Genomic DNA, 17038 nt, shown 5'->3' with positions numbered 1-17038 from the left:
CGAAAAGCTCTTTCTTCCAATATCTTCGCGAAAATTGGACGCGCATTCCATTTACACAACGCGGAGACGTTGCGCATAAATACGCCATGGAATGCCCACAGCGCGCGCTGAGCTGATCACGCGTCGTAGCTGAGCTTCCCACAGCGCGACGAATGCCGGCACCCGACAATCGTTCCGCCCGCCGATGCGCGCCGCGCGCAGGCGGGCCGGCGCGGGGTTGGCACATGTCCTGCGTGCGGTGGGCAGCTCACAGCATGCTGTGGGAGCCTCAATGCCCGAACAGCGAGGTGCGATGACGACCCGCGATGACAGGTCCCGGCCCGCTCGCCCGACCGCGACGGTGCTCGCCGTCCCCGACGCCACGCGCAAGGGCAACCAGGCCTATGACCTGATGCGCCGCGAGATCGTCGCCTGCCGCCTCCTGCCCGGTACGCGCTTCACCGAGGCCGAGGTGATGGAGCGGTTCGAGATCGGCAAGGCGAGCTGCCGGATCGCGCTCCAGCGCCTCGCCCAGGAAGGCTTCGTCAGCTCGATGCCGCGGCACGGCTACCGGGTCAGCCCGGTGACCGTGAAGGATGTCGACGAGGTCTTCGCCCTCCGGATGGAGCTCGAGCCCCTCGCGGCGCGGGGCGCCGCCGGCCGCGTGAACCGGGCGCATCTGGAGCGCCTGGAGCAGGCCTGCCGCCGCAAGATCACGGTGGAGATGGGCAACCAGATCGACTTCTTCCTTGAGGCCAACCGGGGCTTCCACCTCGCGATCGCCGCGGCCGCGGGGAACGGGCGCCTGTACCGGACGCTGTCGGGCCTCCTCGACGAGATGACCCGCCTCGTCGCCCTCGGCTTCGGCGTGCAGGGGGTGCGGCCGAACATCGAGAACGACCACACCGCGCTGATCGAGCATCTGGTGGCGGGCGACGCCGACAGCGCCGCCCTGGTGGCCCGCCGCCACGTCGAGACGTTCCGCGACATGACGCTGGAGAAGGTCATCGCCAGCCTGCGCGACACCGCGGTGGTGGCGCCGGTGCGGCCGGCCCGGGTCGACGGGGGCGAGCCGTGAACGCCGTCGAGCTCGACCATGTCAGCAAGTGGTTCGACCGGCGCGAGGGCGGGCCGCTCCACGTCCTCGACACCGTCGACATCGCGATCCCGCAGCGCGCGATCGTCGCGATCCTGGGCGCGTCGGGCTGCGGAAAGAGTACCCTCCTCAACATGATCGCGGGGCTGGTCGAGCCCGATCAGGGCGCCGTCCTCCTGAACGGCATCCCGTCGCACGCCTTCCGCGACTGGCGGGCCATGACCTACATGTTCCAGGAGGACCGGCTGCTGCCCTGGCGCACGGCCGCCCAGAACGTCGCCTTCGGCCTCGAGGCCGGACGCATGGGCCGGGCGGAGCGGGCGCGGCGGGTCGACGAGACCCTGCGGCTCGTCGGGCTGGAGGCCTTCCGCGACGCCTACCCGCACGAATTGTCGGGGGGCATGCGCAGCCGGGTGGCGCTCGCGCGCAGCCTCGTGACCGAGCCCAAGATCCTGCTCCTCGACGAGCCGTTCTCGAAGCTCGATCCCGAGATCCGCGCGCAGATGCACGCGGAGCTGCTGCGCATCGCCGGCCTGCGGGCGATGACCCTGGTCTTCGTCACGCACGACGTCGAGGAGGCGGTGGTGCTGGCGAGCCAGGTGGTTGTCCTGCACCCGCGGCCGGGCCGGATCGGCACTGTCCGGGCCATCGATCTGCCGTACCCCCGCGACCCGCTCTCGACGGAGGTCGCCGAGGAGGTCCGGCGCCTGCGCATCAGCCTCTCCGCCGAGAGCGCGCGATGCTCGTGAAGACCCCGCCGCGCCTGATCCGGCGGACGCGGACGTCCGGCGCCGGACGCCGGGCGGGCGTGCTGCTCCAGCGGCTCGCCCTGCTCGCCCTAGCGCTGGCCGCGTGGCAGCTCGGATCGCTGCACGCGCCGAGCTTCGTCCTGCCGAGCCCCGCGCGGGTCTGGCACACGTGGCTCGGCCTCGTCGCCACGCCGAGCTTCGCCGCTGATCTCGGCATCACGCTGGGCCGGATCGGCGCCGGCCTCGCCTTCGCGGCCCTCGTGGGGCTGCCGCTCGGCCTGCTGCTCGGCGCGAGCCCGCGCCTCGGGCGCTTCTTCGAGCCGGTGCTGACGGTGACCAACACCGTCTCCTCCGCGATTTGGGCGATCTTCGCGCTGATCTGGTTCGGCCTCTCGAACTGGACCACGATCTTCGTGGTGTTCATGACCGCGATGCCGCTGATCCTGACCAACGTCTGGCAGGGCACGCGCACGGTCAGCGCCGAGCATCTCGAGCTCGCCCGCACCTTCCGGATGCCGCGCCGCAAGGTGCTGACCAAGATCTACCTGCCGACGATCCTGCCCGCCTTCTTCGCGGGCGCGCGCCTCGCCATCGGCTTCGGGGCGCGGGTCGTCCTCGTGGCGGAATCGCTCGGGGCGAGCAGCGGCATCGGCTACCGCCTGCGGCAGGCGGCCGACCTCGTCCAGACCGACCAGGTCTTCGCCTGGACCCTCACCCTCGTCGCCCTGATGATCGGGCTCGAGACGCTCGTCCTGAAGCCGGCCGAGCAGCGCCTGTTCGCCTGGAAGAAGGTGGCGCAGCCGTGACGGCCGGCGCCAGCCGGGGACACGCCCGCCGCACGTCCTCCCATTGCAGCTCTTGGAGAACGCCTTGAAACGGATCCGCGCCTTCGCCGTCGCCGCGCTCTGCGCGGTTGGCCTGCCCGGCCTCGCGCGCGCCGAGACGGTGCGCATCGGCTACTGGAGCTCGGGCATCAGCCTCGGCTTCGGCGCCGTGCTGGAGGCCGGGAAGTTCATGGAGAAGGAGGGCCTGACGGTCGAGTACGTCAAGTTCCCGGACGTGAACGCGCCGACCAAGGCCATGGCCGCCGGGGCGATCGATTTCGCGATCGCGGCGAGCGCCGGGACGGCGCTGAGCGTCACCGCCGACGGGCTGCCGATGAGCATCGTCCTGGCGACCCAGGTGGCCGACCTCGACTTCGTCGTCCCGGAGGACTCGCCGATCAAGACGATGGCCGACCTCAGGGGCAGGAAGATCGGCACCTCGCCGGCCGGCAGCGGCACCGCCGCCATCGCGGCGGCGATCTTGGAGACCAATCACGGCCTCAAGCCCGCCGACTATCAGGCCGTCCCCGGCAACGATTCCCGGCTGGCGCAATTCCTCGTCCAGAAGGACATCGACGCCGCGGCCCTGCGCACCGTGACCCTCGCGCTCCTGCCGGACGTGAAGCTGCGCCGGCTCGGCACCTTCCGGCAGGAGTGGAGGCGCCTCACCCAGCAGGACGCGCCGCCGGTCCTCGGCGTCGGCCTGATGCGCAATGCCTGGATGGCGCAGAATCCGGACGCGCCCGCCAAGGTCGTGGCCGCGATGCGCAAGGCCTACGCGTTCGGCCAGGCCGACAAGCCCGGCGTGGCCAAGATCCTGAAGGCGGCCGCGAACCTGAGCGACGCCGACGCCGCGGCCTACGCGGGCCTCTGGGACGGCATCTACACGGTCAGCCTGGAGCCCGCCGACATCGCCTCGCTGAAGCGGGAATTCGACGTGTTCAAGGCGGTCGGCGCCGTCCAGGGCAGCCTGCCGGACACGGCCCTGGTCCCCGGCCCCTACGAGCGGTCGAAGTCGATCCCGTAGCCTTTCCGACCTGCAGAAGAGGGTTTCCACGATGGCTCAGACGATGAAGGCGCTCGTTCTGGAGGCGCACGGCGACATCGACACGCTGAAGGTGGTGAACGACTATCCGAGGCCGTCCCCCGGCCCGGGCGAGGTCCTGATCCGGGTCGGCGCGTCCTCGTTCAACTACCACGACGTGTTCACCGTGAAGGGCATGCCCGGCATCAAGGTGCCGATGCCGGTGGTGATCGGCCTCGACATGGCCGGGCAGGTCGTCGAGCTCGGTGCGGGCGTCGCGGAGTGGCGCGTCGGCGACCGGGTGCTGGTCAACCCGCTCAACAAGGCCAAGGGCCTGATGGGCGAGATGCTCGACGGCGGCATGGCCGAGTACTGCCGGGTCTCGACGAGCCAGCTCATCGCGATGCCGCCGGACGTGAGCTACGCGGACGCGGCGTCCCTGCCGGTGGCCTACGGCACGGCCCACCGCATGCTGATCACCCACAACACCGTGAAGGCCGGCGACAAGGTCCTGATCCTCGGCGCCAGCGGCGGCGTCGGCACCGGCTGCGTGATGCTGGCCAAGCAGCTCGGCGCCGAGGTGATCGCCTGCGCGGGCAGCGCGGAGAAGATGGCGGCGCTGACGGCCCTCGGGGCCGACCACGTCGTCAACTACCGCGAGACCGACTTCTCCAAGTGGGCGATCCAGCAGTACGGCAAGCCGCAGCGCCGGACCTACGAGGGCGGGGTCGACGTGGTGATCAACTTCACCGGCGGCGACACCTGGGTGCCCTCGCTCAAGTGCCTGAAGCGCGGCGGCACGCTGCTGGTCTGCGGGGCCACCGCGGGGCACGATCCCAAGGAGGATCTCCGCTACATCTGGAGCTTCGAGCTCAAGGTGATCGGCTCCAACAGCTTCTACGACGACAACCTGTCGGCCCTGATGGACATGATCCAGGCCGGCACGCTGAAGCCGACCATCGACAAGCTCCTGCCCCTCGAGGAGGCCGCCGAGGGCCTGCGGATGATCCGCGACCGCGAGGTCATGGGCAAGATCGTCGTCACCCCCTGACACCGCCCGAGGAGATCCCCCAAGCCATGTCCGACACCCCCCTCACCAAGGAGCAGGTCGAGGCGCTGCTGCTGCGCGGCCCGTTCCACCAGTGGCTCGGCCTCTCCGTCGTCGCCGTCGGCGATGGGACGATCGAGCTGAAGGCGACGTGGCGGCCGGAATGGGTCGTCAACGCCGAGCGCGGCTACGTGCACGGCGGCATCCTGGCGACGCTCGTGGATCTCACCGCCGACTGGGCGCTGGTCTCCAAGACCGGCCGCGGCGTCCCCACCGTTGACCTGCGGGTCGATTATCACCGGGCCGCGATGCAGGGCGATCTCACCTGCCGCGGCACGGTGGTGAAGTTCGGCAACCAGCTCTCGGTGGCCGAGGCGCAGATCCTCGACCCGGAGGGGCGCCTGCTCGCGAGCGGCCGCGGCGTCTACATGACGGCGCCGCCGAAATGACCGGACCGGCCCCCGGCGCCCCGGCGGATGGGGCCCTCGACCACGTGGTGATCAACGTGCTGCGGCGGATGGACGAGGCGGCGGAGCTGTTCGCCGCCCTCGGCTTCCGCCTGACACCGCGCGGCCACCACTCGCTGGGCTCCATCAACCACCTGATGATGACGGCCGGACCCTACCTCGAACTCGTCGGCCTGCCCGAGACGGGTCCGCAGCGGCAGGACGTTCTGGACAGCCCGTTCGGCCTGAACGGGCTCGTCGTGGCGAGCCGGGACGCCGACGCGACGCATGCCCGCCTCGCCGCGGCGGGGCTCGCGGCCGGGCCGACCGTCGCCTTCACGCGCCCCGTGACCGTCGACGGCCGCGAGGACACGGCCCGGTTCCGCACGGTGCGGGTGCCGGTCGACCGGTTCCCGGCGGGGCGCCTCTACCATTGTGAGCACCTGACCCCGGATCTCGTCTGGCGCCCCGAATGGCTCGACCATCCGAACGGCTTCACGGGGATCGACGCGCTGAAGATCGAGAGCCCGGCACCGGATGCCGACGCCCGTCTCTACGCCGCCGCGAGCGGTGCGCCGGCCGAGGCCGTGGGTGACGGCTGGACCCTCCGGCTCGGGGAGACGCGGGTCGCGATCGCGCCGGGGCCGGCCGGCCGCTTCGCCACCCTGACCCTGCGCTTCCGCAGCCTCGACGCCCTCGAAGCCCGCGCGGGCGCGCTCCCGGAGGCGGGCTGGGTTCGGCACGGGCCGGGCGCGGCCACGCTGACGCTGCCGACCTTCGACCTCAACCTCCCGTGCAGGGCGGCCCCATGACGCGCGCGGCCACGGCTCCGACCAATCTCGGCGATCTCGTCGACCGGTCCGGGCCGCCGGACAGGCCGCTGATCATCGGCGTCGCCCCCGATGGCGAGCCCGCCGTGATGACCCGCGCCGGCCTCGACGCCCGGGCCGACGCCTTCGCGCGCGGCCTGCTGCGCGGCGGGATCGCCCGCGGCGCGCGGGTCGCGATCCTCGCGGCCAACCGGCCCGACACGATCGCGGCGCTGCTCGGGGCGATGCGCGCCGGCGTGGTCCCGGTCCCGGTCAATCACAAGTTCCCGCCGGCCACGATCGCCGCCGCGCTCGCCGATTGCGGGGCGCGGCTCGTGCTCTGCGACGGCTCGCGCCGGGCGCTGCTGGCCCATCTCGGCCCCGATATCCGGATCGCCGGGTTCGACGATGACGGGCCGGAGGGCTTCGCGGCCTGGCTCGACCCCGGTCCGTTCGTGCCGGTCGTGCCCGAGCCCGACGAGGCGGCCCTGTTCCTCTACACGTCCGGCTCGACGGGCCGGCCGAAGGGCGTGCGGCTGAGCCATGCCAGCCACCTCTGGGTGGTGCGGACCCGCGCCGCGGAGACGGACCTGCGCGACGACCGGCTGCTCGTGGCGGCGCCGCTCTACCACATGAACGCGCTCGCCCTGGCGCTCCTCGTCTGCGCGGCCGGCGCCACGATGGTGCTGCTGCCGCAATTCGAGGCGCGGGCCTACATCGCGGCGATCGACCGGTACCGCTGCACGTGGCTCACCGCCGTGCCGCCGATGATCGCCATGATGCTGCGGGAGCCGGATCTCCTCGCGGAAGCCGACCTCACCGGCGTGCGGACGGTCCGGATGGGCTCGGCGCCGGTCAACGACACCCTCGCCCGGCAGATCCGCGCCCTCCTGCCGAACGCCCGCATCCTCAACGCCTACGGGACCACCGAGGGCGGCCCGGTCGTGTTCGGCGACCATCCGGACGGCCTGCCGACGCCGGTCGCGTCGGTCGGCGTGCCGCATCCCCAGGTGGCGGTGCGCCTCGTCGGACCGGACGCCCCGGAGACCGGGATCCTGCAGATGCGCAGCCCCGCGATCATGCTCGGCTACCACAACCGGCCGGACGTGCCCGTCCCGATCACCGCGGACGGGTTCTACGACACCGGCGACGTCTTCCGCCGCGACGCGGACGGGTTCTTCTACTTCCTCGGGCGGACCGACGACATGTTCGTCTCCGGCGGCGAGAACATCTTTCCGGGCGAGGTCGAGCTGGTGCTGGAGCGCCACCCCGCGGTGCTCCAAGCCTGCGTGGTGCCGGTGGACGACGCCATCAAGGGCACCAAGCCGGTCGCCTTCGTGGTCCGCCGGCCCGGCGCCACCGTCGACGAGGCCGCTCTCAAGGATTACGCGCTCGAACACGCGCCGGCCTACCAGCACCCGCGTCGGGTCTGGTTCGTCGAGGCGCTGCCGCTCGCCTCGACCGGCAAGATCGACCGCGCGGCCCTGCGCCGGCGGGCCGAAGAGGCCGTCCGCGTCCCGTGACCGTGCCGGGCGGAATGGCGCTTGCAGGTTGTGTTCCTGCGGAATGCGCGCCCGCAGAAGGCATCCTCGCTAGGGATCCCGCCCGGCGCACCCGTCCCCGCCCGCCTGCCCCGGAACGCCAGGAGTGACCCATGCTGCGACGAACCTTCCTCGGCGGTGCCGCCGTCGCGGCCGCCGCGCCCTTCCTTCCGGCCCGCCCGGCCCTGGCCCAGGGCGGCCGGGCGAGCGTCCTGCGCTTCGTGCCGCAATCCGACCTCACCATCGTCGATCCGGTGACGACCACGGCCTACGTCACGCGCAACCACGCGCTCATGGTGTTCGACCAGCTCTACGGCCTCGACGCGCAGTTCACGCCGCAGCCGCAGATGGTCGAGGGCCACACGGTCGAGGAGGACGGGCGGCGCTGGACCTTCCGGCTGCGCGAGGGCCTGAGATTCCACGACGGCGAGCCGGTGCGGGGCCGCGACTGCGTCGCGTCGATCCGGCGGTGGGCGCAACGCGACAGCCTCGGGCAGGCCCTGATGGCGCGCACGGACGCCCTGGAGGCGCCGGACGACCGCACCTTCGTCATCCGGTTGAAGCGGCCCTACGGGCTGATGCTCGAGACGCTGGCGAAGCTCGGTCCGCCGGTCCTCGTCATCATGCCCGAGCGCCTAGCCGCCACCGACCCGGCCCAGCAGATCCCCGAGCTGATCGGCTCCGGGCCGTTCCGGTTCAACACCAAGGAGCGGCTCGTCGGCGCCCGCGTGGTCTACGACCGCAACCCGGACTACCGGCCCCGGGAGAACGGCCCGGTCTCCTGGGTGGCGGGGCCGAAGCGTGTCCATTTCGAGCGGGTCGAGTGGCAGGTCATGCCGGATCCCGGCACCGCGGCCGCCGCCCTTCAGAACGGCGAGGTCGACTGGTGGGAGAACCCGATCAGCGATCTCGTGCCGACGCTTCAGGCGCACCCGCAGATCGCGACGCAGCTCGCCTCGCCGCTCGGCAATCTCGGCACCGGCGTGATGAATCATCTCCACCCGCCCTTCGACAAGCCGGCGGTCCGGCGCGTGGTCCTCGAGGCCCTGTCCCAGGCAGACTTCATGGCGGCGGCCGCCGGCGACGATCCCAAGCTGTGGCGCAAGGATGTCGGCCTGTTCACGCCGGGGACCGCGATGGCCACCGATGCCGGGCTCGACGTGCTCACCCGGCCGCGCGATCTCGCCAAGGCCAAGCGCGACCTCGTGGCGGCCGGCTACAAGGGCGAGCGCGTCGTGCTCATGTCGACGAGCGAGAACCCCGTGCTCGGCGCCCTCGGCGAGATCATGCACGACCTGCTCCAGCGCCTCGGGATGAATGTGCAGTACGTCGTCTCCGACTGGGGCACGCTGGTCACCCGCCGCGCCAGCAAGGCGCCCCCCGACCAGGGCGGCTGGAACATCTTCACCACGACCTGGACCGGCCTCGACATGGCCAACCCGGTCGTGGAGCAGGTCCTGCGCTGCGGCGGCGAGAAGGGTTTCTTCGGCTGGCCGGACCTGCCGGAGCTGGAGAGCCTGCGGGAGGCCTGGATCGAGGCGCCGGACCAGGCGGCCCGCAAGGCGATCGCGGCCCGGATGCAAACTCTCGCGATGCGCGACGTGCCGTACCTGCCGACCGGCCAGTACTTCTACCGGACGGCCTTCCGGCGCGACCTTCGGGACGTGGTCGACGGCCAGTTCGTCTTCTGGAACGCCCGCCGCGCCTGACGGACGTCGCGTCCTGGCCGCCCGTCGCCGCTCCGGCGACGGGCGGCTTCGCGGATACGCGCCTCAGTGCGCGAAGACGCCGGCCAGATCCCGGAAACCCTTGATCTCGATCGGATTGCCGCTCGGGTCGAAGAAGAACATCGTGCGCTGCTCGCCGGGCTCGCCGGCGAAGCGGACGACGGGCGGGATGTCGAAGGCGATGCCGGCCGCCTCGACACGGCCGGCGAGCGCCTCCCAGGCGTCGAGCGGCAGCACCACGCCCAGATGCGGCATCATCACCGTGTGGTCGCCGACCTTCCCGCTCCGGGTGGTGGCGAAGGGCTCGCCCAGGTGCAGCGACAGCTGATGGCCGAAGAAGTCGAAATCGACCCAGGTCTCGGTGCTGCGGCCCTCCTGGCAGCCGAGGACGCCCCCGTAGAAGCGGCGCGCCGCGTCGAGGTCGGTGACGTGGTAGGCGAGGTGGAACGGCGTGAGCATCGACGGTCTCTTGCTGGATGGAGGAGGTGCGGCGCCGTCAGGGCGCCGGATCGGGGGCACGCGCCGAGACGACGCCGCCGACGAGGTTGCAGGACAGCAGGAACGCGCTGTCGAGATCGCCGCCGCCGGCCGGCACCAGCGCCGTCAGCCGCGCGGCCAGAGCGCTTCGCGCGGCGCGGGCGATGACCTGGGCCTCCGCGACGGCGACGGCCGCGAACCGGATCGTCTCCCCCGGCCGCACCTGCGCGAGGCGGCCGAGATCCGCCGAGATCACGGTGGCGATCTTCGGGTAGCCGCCGGTGGTGTGGCGGTCGGCCAGCAGGATCAGCGGGCGCCCGTGTCCGGGCACCTGGATCGAGCCGTTCACGATCCCGTCCGAGACGATGTTGAAACCGTCCGCGTGGGCGATCGGCGGCCCGTCGAGGTGGCAGCCCATCCGGTCCGCCCGCGCCGTGAGGGTGTAGGGCTCGGAGAGGAACGTCCGCAGGCCGTCCTCGGTGAAGCCGTCGGCCTGCGGCCCGAGCACCACCCGGATCGGGCCACCGAAGGTCGGCCGGTGGGCCGGCGGCAGGGTCAGCGGACGGTCGCGGGGCGCGGGCGCCGCGAGGGGCAGCAGGTCGCCCGCGGCCAGGGGATGACCGTCGAGGCCGCCGAGGCGAGTGCGGGTGTGCGTCGCCACGCTGCCGAGCATCGGCGCGACGGCGAAGCCCCCGGCGACCGCGAGGCAGGCGCGCAGGCCCTGCCGCGGTCCGCCCAGGACGAGCCGGTCGCCCCGCCGCAGGTCGTGGGCCGTGAACGGGTCGAGGGCGCGGCCGTTCAGGCTCATCGCGAAGGGCGCGCCGGCGAGGGCGACGCGGCAGATATCCGTCTCGCAGGCGAGGGTCGGACCGACCATCGCCATCTCGATCACCGCGGCGTCGAGCGGGTTGCCGACGAGGCCGTTGGCCAGGGCCAGCAGGTCGGGATCCATCGCGCCGGACCCCGAGATGCCGTAGCGCAGGTAGCCCGGCCGCCCGGCATCCTGCAGGGTCGAGGCCACGCCGGGGGCGATGACGCGCAGGCCCTCAGGCATCGATCCGCTCCAGGGTCGCGACGGTCTCGCCGGCGCGGGCGGCCTCGCTGAGGCCGTCGAACGCGGCGCGGTCGATCGGCTCGAACCGGATCAGGTCGCCGGCCGCGAACAGGAACGGCTCGGCCCGGCCCGGATCGTAGGAGCGCGCGGGCGTGCGGCCGATGAGCTGCCAGCCGCTCGGCAGCTCCAGGGGCGGCGAGACGCCGGTCTGGTTCCCGCCGATCGAGACGCTGCCCGCCGGGGTCCTGGGTCGGGGATCGGTGCGCCGGCTCGCGTAGAGCCGGGGATCGAGGCCGCCCAGATAGGCGAAGCCGGGGGCGAAGCCGATCATGTAGACGCGGTAGTCGCGGCCGGAATGAAGGGCGATCACCGCCTCCGGGCTGAGCCCGGCCCCGGCGGCGAGGTCGTCGAGGTCGGCGCCGTGCGCGCCGCCGTAATGGACCGGCACCCGCCAGCGGCGCAGCGAGCCCGCCGCCCCGTCCGGCGGCGGCCAGTGCGCGGCGATCAGCGCGGCGAGGTCGGCCCGGGGCAGCAGGTCCGGATCGTAGAGGACGAGGAGCGAGCGGTAGGTCGGCACGGTCTCCAAGAGGCCCGGGCGCCCGGCGCCACGGAGCGCCGCGTCGAGGGCGATGACCCGCGCGTTGATCGCGGGATCGACCGCGCGGCCGAGCTCCACCGTGAGCGCCCGGTCGCCGCTATCGAGGAGGCGGTAGCCGGGCTCAGACACCGAGCACCTCGGCCATCGGGCGCAGGGCGATCCCCTTGGCGGCGCAGTCGTCGCGCAGGCGGCGCGCCATGGCGACCGCGCCGGGCGTGTCGCCGTGGACGCAGACCGTGTCGATCCGCGTCGGGATGCGCCGCCCGGACAGGCAGGTGATCGCCCCGTCCTCCAGCATCCGCGCCACGCGCTCCGAGACGGAATCGGGATCGTGCAGCACGGCGCCGGGGAGCTTGCGCGAGACCAGGGTGCCGTCATCCGCGTAGGCGCGGTCGGCGTAGATCTCGCGCGCGATCGGCAGCCCGAGCTTCTCGCCGGCCCGCTCGGTCTCCAGGCCGGGCATCACCACGAAGATCAGGTCGCGGTCGAGGGTGCGGATCGCCCGGGCCACCGCCAGAGCGAGGTCGGCATCCTCGTTGGCCATGTTGCCCATGGCCCCGTGGGTCTTCACGTGGCGCACCGGGCAGCCGGCATCCTGCGCCAGCGCCAGCAGCGCGCCGACCTGGTAGAGCACCGCCTTCTCGATGTCGGCGGGGCGCTCGCCGTGGATCGGCCGCCGGCCGAAGCCCCAGAGGTCGAGGAAGCTCGGGTGGGCGCCCGCTTGCACGCCGTTCGCGGCGGCGCGGCTCAGGGTCTCGTGCATCACCAGCGGGTCGCCGGCGTGGAAGCCGCAGGCGATGTTGGCCGAGGTCGCCACGGTCAGCATCTCGGCGTCGTCGCCCAGACGGTAGACGCCGAAGCCCTCGCCCATGTCGCAGTTCAGATCGACGATCATCGGTGCATCCCTTCTCTCGCGCGGGGTCAGGCTTCGGCGACCAGGTGGGCCACCAGGGTGGCGGCGGCGCACAGATCCGCGATCCGCATCGCCTCGTCCGGGTTGTGGCTGCCGTTCTGGTTGCGGATGAAGATCATCGTGCTCGGCACGCCCTGGCCGGCCAGCGTCGCGGTGTCGTGCCCCGCCCCGCTCGCCATCGTGCGGAACGGCGTCCCGAGCCGGCGCGCGTGGCCGGACAGGGCCTCGACCAGCGCGGCGCTCATCCGCGCCGGCGTGCTGCCGGTCCGCTCGCCCAGCACGAAGCGTACCGAGCGGGCGGCCTCGATGGCGGCGATATGCTCGGCGAGCGCCGCCTCGACCCGGTCGAGAACGGCCGGCTCGGTGCTGCGCACGTCGAGGCAGAAGCGGACTTCGCCGGGGATCTTGGCGAAGGCGTGCTGAACCGGGTCGGTGGCGACCTCGCCCAGCGTGATCGTGGCCGGGCAGCCCTCCGCCTCCAGCCTGCCCCAGAGCGCGTCCAGGCCGGTGATCAGGTCGGCGAGGGCGAAGACGGCGTCGCTGCGGTCGCCCCGCGCCACGGCGCCGGAATGGCCGTAGCGGCCGAAGCAGGCCGCCTTGCGGTAGCGGAAGCTGCCGCTGATCGCCGTGACGAAGCCCACGGGGAGCCCGGCCGCCTCCAGCGCCGGGCCCTGCTCGATGTGCATCTCGACGAAGCCGTGGATCCGCGCCGGATCGAGGAGCCGCTCGCCCCGCGCCACCGCCCCCGGCCGCAGGCCGAGTTCGGCCATGTGGTCGCGCAGGCTCCGGCCGGTATCGGCGCGGGGCAGGTCGAGCACCTCCGGCGGCAGCAGGCCGAGCGCGGCCCGGCTGCCGACGTAGGAGGCCGGGAACCACACGCTCTCCTCGGCCCGGAACACCGCCACCGTCACGGGACGCGCCGGCACGATCCCAGCCCGGCGCAGGGCCTCCACGGCCGCGAGGCCGCCGATCACGCCCGCCGCCCCGTCGAAATTGCCCCCGTGGGGCACCGTGTCGACGTGAGAGCCGACCATCCAGGGCGCCAGTGCCGGGTCGCGGCCCGCCATCGTCAGGAACAGGTTGCCGGCCGCGTCGGTCTCGGCGGCGAGCCCGAGTGCCAGCCCGGTGGCTCGCATCAGGGCGTGGGCGCGCTCCTCGCCGACGCCGTAGGCCGCCCGCGTCACGCCCGGCGCGTCCTCGCTGAAGCTCAGGAGCTCGGCGAACAGGCCCGCGCAGAGATCCGGATCGATCGCGAGCCGGGTCATGCCGGCTGCCGCGCGGGTCCGACCCGGTCCATCGGCTGAACAATGAGGCACGCGCCCGGCGCAGTCGCGAAGGGAATACCGGGATCCGGAAGTTCGATGACCATGTCGGAGGCAGCCATGCTCAAAAATACCGCTTGAATGCCGGCGGTATACCGGTTCTGCTAAGGCATCCCATCCGATTTGGCAATGTAAAACGTCGGCGGATGGAAAATTAAATCTCTATATTGAGAGATTTTATGAACGATAAAACAGCAACATAATGCGATCTGCGTGCGGATCTAAGCATCGATCCGCGAAGCGACTGCAAAACATCAGGTTTAACGATGGCTCAGACCGAGACGGCCGCGCCCCCGCTCCTGAAGATCAGGAAGCTGCACAAGAGCTACGGCACCAACGAGGTCCTGAAGGGCATCTCCCTCGACATCCGAGAGGGCGAGGTCGTGTCGATCATCGGTGCGAGCGGCTCGGGCAAGAGCACGTTCCTGCGCTGCCTGAACCTCATGGAGACGCCGACCTCCGGCTTCATGGATTTCGAGCGCTTCGCCTTCGACTACGAGCAGGGCGCCCGCCGCCAGCCGACGCCGCAGCAGCTCTGCGAGTTGCGGGCGCGGATCGGCATGGTCTTCCAGAGCTACAATCTCTGGCCGCACATGACCGTGCTGGAGAACGTCATCGAGGCGCCGATCCGGGTACGTCGGATGCCGCGCCGGCAGGCCGTCGCGGAGGCGGAGGCGCTGCTCCAGCGCATCGGCCTCTACGAGAAGCGGCACGCCTACCCGTCGAAGCTCTCGGGCGGGCAGCAGCAGCGCGTGGCGATCGTGCGCGCCCTGGCGATGGCGCCCAAGGTGATGCTGTTCGACGAGGTGACCTCGGCCCTCGATCCGGAGCTGGTCGGCGAGGTGCTGGCGCTGATGGGCTCCCTCGCGGCGGACGGGATGACGATGCTGCTCGTCACCCACGAGATGGCCTTCGCCCGGGATGTCGGCACCCGCACCCTGTTCTTCGACGGCGGCGTGATCGCCGAGGACGGGCCGCCCGACGCCATCATCGGCGCGCCCCGGAGCGAGCGGCTGCGCCAGTTCCTCCGGCGCGTCCTGCACCAGCCCGCCGCGCCGGGACAGACGGCGTGAGGCGCCGGCCCATCACCGGGGAGAAGGGACAGCGATGAGCGTCGCGGCGTTGCAGGAGTGGTGGCTCACCCTCTCGGACGAGGTCGTCACCTACGGCCCCGGCTTCCTCTCGGCGACCCTAGTGGTGCTCGGCGTCACGGTGGCGAGCATCCTGGTGAGCTGGGCCTGCGGCCTGCTCGGGGCGCTGGGCAAGCGCTCGTCCTTCGCGCCCTTCCGGGCGCTGGCGAGCTTCTACGTCTGGTTCATCCGCGGCACGCCGACCCTCGTGCAGGTCTTCATCGTGTATTTCGGCATGCCGCAGGTCGGGGTGAAGCTCTCGCCCGTGACCGCCGGCATCATCGCGCTGGGTGTCAGCAGCGGCGCCTACGTGGCCGAGACGATCCGGGCCGGCCTCGCGGCGATCCCCCGGGGTCAGGTCGAGTCGGCGCTGGCGCTCGGCATGAACCCGCGGATCATGATGGTGCGCATCGTCCTGCCGCAGGTCTTCCGCATGATCCTGCCGTCGCTGACCAACGAGGCGATCTCGGCGGTGAAGAATACCTCGCTGCTGTCGACGATCACGGTGGTGGAGCTGACGCTCTACGCGCAGCTCATGATCGCCACGACCTTCCGGCCGTTCGATTTCTACATCGCGGCGGCGCTGATCTACCTCGGCCTCACGTCGATCCTGTCGCAGCTCTCGGCCTATTTCGAGCGGCGCTACGCCCGCCTGTCCTGAGCCCCCCCGCCGCGGGACGGGCCGCGGCCGATCCTTCCCGCCCCGTCCCGAGACCGGAGATCACCATGAACCGCCGCCACGTCCTCGCCCTCGCCGCCCTCTGCGCCAGCCTCGGCGCAGGGATCCTCGCCGCCCCCGCGACCCGCGCGGCCGAGGGCAAGCTGGAGCTGATCGAGCCCGGCAAGCTGATCGTGGCGACGGACAGCACCTTCGCGCCCTTCAGCATGCGCACGCCGAGCGGCGAGCTCGACGGGCTGGAGGTCCGGGTCATGCGCGAGGTCTGCCGCCGGCTCGGGCTCGAGTACAGCCCGGTCAACATCAAGTTCGACGCCCTGCTGGTGGGCCTGATGGCCGACCAGTACGACATCACCAGCGAGTCGATGGACATCACCCCCGCCCGGCAGAAGCAGGTCGCCTTCGCGGACGGGTGGCTCGAATCCGGCGCGCGGATCGTCACCCGCAAGGATACCGGCATCAAGGGGCCGGCGGATCTCAAGGGCCGCAACGTCGGCGCCCTCTCGGCCTCGACCTTCGGCAAGCTCGCCGAGGAGAACGGCGCCACCCTGAAGAGCTACAAGACGGCCGCGGACGCCATGCAGGACCTCGTCGGCGGCAACATCGACGCGGTGATCAACGACGCGGTGGCCGGCAACTACGCCATCAAGGCGCGCAAGCTGCCCCTGGTGATGATCGAGACCCCGCTGAGCACGGTCCAGAAGGGCTTCGCCATCAAGAAGGGCAAGCCGAACCTGCACGCCGCCGTCAACAAGGCGCTCGGCGAGATGGTCGCGGACGGTACCTACGCCAAGCTCGTTACCCCGCTGATCGGCTATGATCCGGCCCCGAAGGAGCCGATCCGCACGCCCGCCATGTGAGCGGGCACGGCGGACGCGCGAGAACAAGAATGGGGAGCGGCTGAGCCGGCCGCTCCGGGAGGACACCATGAAGACCCTCGACGCCGCGTCGTACACGACGGCGCTCAGTGCACGGCGCGAGCAGAGCCTCGGCCAGATGGCCTACGACCGCCTGCTCGACATGCTCGTCCGCCGCGACCTTCCGGCCGGCACCGTGCTGCACGAGCGCCGCCTCGCCGAGATGCTCGACATCTCCAGGACCCCGACCCGCGAGGCGATGTCGCGGCTGGAGACCGAGGGGTTGATCGAGCGGCAACCCGGCGGGATGCTCGTGGTCAAGGAATTCTCCCTGCGCGAGCTGATCGAGATCCTGCATGTCCGCCGCCTGCTGGAGCGGGAGAGCGTCGCGCTGGCCACCGGCCGCATCGCCGACGCGGTGCTGGCGGACCTGCAGCGTCAGATGGAGGCACTCTTGGCGGCGGGCGACCCGGACGCGCCGGGCAACTGGGAGGTCGACCGGCGCTTCCACGACCTGATCGCGGAGCACAGCCAGAACGCGACCCTCGCCAAGACGATCAAGGACCTGCGGCTCAAGACGCAGATGTTCAACCTAAGCCGGATGCCCGAGCGGTTCGAGGCGGTCCATCGCGAGCACCTCGCGGTGGTCGCCGCCCTGCGGGCCAAGGACGCGGCGGCGGCGGCGGACGCGATCGCGGCCCATCTCGAGAATTTCAAGCAGGGCATCATCCAGCGCCTGAGCGAAGTCTGAGCGAAGTCTGAGCGAAG

General features: G+C 71.7%; 18 protein-coding genes. 13 read left to right on the top strand and 5 right to left on the bottom strand.

Annotation, left to right across the window (positions count from 1 at the left end; genetic code table 11):
• Positions 1-292: 292 nt before the first annotated feature.
• From BLW78_RS23365 to BLW78_RS23325, 9 genes are all read left to right on the top strand, one after another.
• A complete protein-coding gene (locus BLW78_RS23365; protein WP_056527037.1) occupies positions 293-1057 on the top strand; it encodes a GntR family transcriptional regulator in 765 nt (254 codons plus the stop codon).
• On the top strand, positions 1054-1824 hold the full coding sequence (locus BLW78_RS23360; RefSeq protein ID WP_091682422.1) for an ABC transporter ATP-binding protein: 771 nt from the start codon (positions 1054-1056) through the stop codon (positions 1822-1824). The genes BLW78_RS23365 and BLW78_RS23360 overlap by 4 nt, the downstream gene beginning before the upstream one ends.
• A complete protein-coding gene (locus tag BLW78_RS23355) occupies positions 1815-2630 on the top strand; it encodes an ABC transporter permease (protein ID WP_020094477.1) in 816 nt (271 codons plus the stop codon). Before BLW78_RS23360 ends, BLW78_RS23355 begins: the two co-directional genes overlap by 10 nt.
• A gap of 64 nt (positions 2631-2694) precedes the next feature.
• A complete protein-coding gene (locus BLW78_RS23350) occupies positions 2695-3675 on the top strand; it encodes an ABC transporter substrate-binding protein (protein WP_091682420.1) in 981 nt (326 codons plus the stop codon).
• A gap of 31 nt (positions 3676-3706) precedes the next feature.
• On the top strand, positions 3707-4723 hold the full coding sequence (locus tag BLW78_RS23345; RefSeq protein ID WP_091682419.1) for a zinc-binding dehydrogenase: 1017 nt from the start codon (positions 3707-3709) through the stop codon (positions 4721-4723).
• Positions 4724-4749: 26 nt separating this feature from the next.
• Entirely contained in the window at positions 4750-5169 is a 420-nt protein-coding gene (locus BLW78_RS23340) for a PaaI family thioesterase (RefSeq protein ID WP_020094480.1), read from the top strand.
• Complete coding sequence (locus BLW78_RS23335) at positions 5166-5978, top strand: VOC family protein (protein WP_020094481.1); 813 nt, start codon at positions 5166-5168, stop codon at positions 5976-5978. Before BLW78_RS23340 ends, BLW78_RS23335 begins: the two co-directional genes overlap by 4 nt.
• The gene (locus BLW78_RS23330; RefSeq protein WP_091682447.1) at positions 5975-7498 is read left to right on the top strand and encodes a class I adenylate-forming enzyme family protein; all 1524 of its coding nucleotides are present in this window, start codon (positions 5975-5977) and stop codon (positions 7496-7498) included. Before BLW78_RS23335 ends, BLW78_RS23330 begins: the two co-directional genes overlap by 4 nt.
• A 131-nt stretch (positions 7499-7629) precedes the next feature.
• Positions 7630-9225, top strand: coding sequence for an ABC transporter substrate-binding protein (locus BLW78_RS23325; protein ID WP_056527028.1), 1596 nt, complete (start codon positions 7630-7632; stop codon positions 9223-9225).
• A 63-nt stretch (positions 9226-9288) separates the two neighbouring features.
• Here the strand turns inward: BLW78_RS23325 and BLW78_RS23320 are convergent, their stop codons facing one another.
• The 5 genes from BLW78_RS23320 to BLW78_RS23300 are packed head-to-tail and all read right to left on the bottom strand — an operon-like array spanning position 9289 to position 13550.
• Positions 9289-9702 carry a VOC family protein gene (locus BLW78_RS23320; RefSeq protein ID WP_012329553.1) on the bottom strand — a complete coding sequence of 138 codons (414 nt, stop codon included), beginning with the start codon at positions 9700-9702 and terminating at the stop codon, positions 9289-9291.
• 37 nt (positions 9703-9739) lie between these two features.
• On the bottom strand, positions 9740-10774 hold the full coding sequence (locus BLW78_RS23315; RefSeq protein ID WP_056527025.1) for a 5-oxoprolinase subunit C family protein: 1035 nt from the start codon (positions 10772-10774) through the stop codon (positions 9740-9742).
• Positions 10767-11501 carry a 5-oxoprolinase subunit PxpB gene (gene pxpB / locus BLW78_RS23310; protein WP_056527022.1) on the bottom strand — a complete coding sequence of 245 codons (735 nt, stop codon included), beginning with the start codon at positions 11499-11501 and terminating at the stop codon, positions 10767-10769. Before pxpB ends, BLW78_RS23315 begins: the two co-directional genes overlap by 8 nt.
• Positions 11494-12267 (bottom strand): LamB/YcsF family protein, encoded by a 774-nt coding sequence (locus tag BLW78_RS23305; RefSeq protein ID WP_056527019.1) that lies wholly within the window; start codon positions 12265-12267, stop codon positions 11494-11496. The genes pxpB and BLW78_RS23305 overlap by 8 nt, the downstream gene beginning before the upstream one ends.
• 26 nt (positions 12268-12293) lie before the next feature.
• Entirely contained in the window at positions 12294-13550 is a 1257-nt protein-coding gene (locus BLW78_RS23300) for a Zn-dependent hydrolase (RefSeq protein ID WP_091682417.1), read from the bottom strand.
• A gap of 323 nt (positions 13551-13873) precedes the next feature.
• Here BLW78_RS23300 and BLW78_RS23295 point away from each other — a divergent pair, with 323 nt between their 5' ends.
• The 4 genes from BLW78_RS23295 (at position 13874) to BLW78_RS23280 (ending at position 17021) form a co-directional block, all read left to right on the top strand.
• On the top strand, positions 13874-14680 hold the full coding sequence (locus tag BLW78_RS23295) for an amino acid ABC transporter ATP-binding protein (protein WP_056527014.1): 807 nt from the start codon (positions 13874-13876) through the stop codon (positions 14678-14680).
• 34 nt (positions 14681-14714) lie between these two features.
• The gene (locus BLW78_RS23290; protein WP_020094490.1) at positions 14715-15398 is read left to right on the top strand and encodes an amino acid ABC transporter permease; all 684 of its coding nucleotides are present in this window, start codon (positions 14715-14717) and stop codon (positions 15396-15398) included.
• Between the two features lie 65 nt (positions 15399-15463).
• Positions 15464-16273 (top strand): transporter substrate-binding domain-containing protein, encoded by an 810-nt coding sequence (locus BLW78_RS23285; RefSeq protein ID WP_020094491.1) that lies wholly within the window; start codon positions 15464-15466, stop codon positions 16271-16273.
• A 67-nt stretch (positions 16274-16340) separates the two neighbouring features.
• Positions 16341-17021, top strand: a complete 681-nt coding sequence (locus BLW78_RS23280; protein ID WP_020094492.1) for a GntR family transcriptional regulator — start codon at positions 16341-16343, stop codon at positions 17019-17021.
• The last annotated feature ends 17 nt before the right edge of the window (positions 17022-17038 follow it).

It is taken from the genome of Methylobacterium sp. 275MFSha3.1 (assembly GCF_900108435.1).
Classification (GTDB): domain Bacteria; phylum Pseudomonadota; class Alphaproteobacteria; order Rhizobiales; family Beijerinckiaceae; genus Methylobacterium.
The sequence above is the reverse complement of the archived record's forward strand: the minus strand, read 5'-3'. Positions and strand labels throughout refer to the sequence as shown.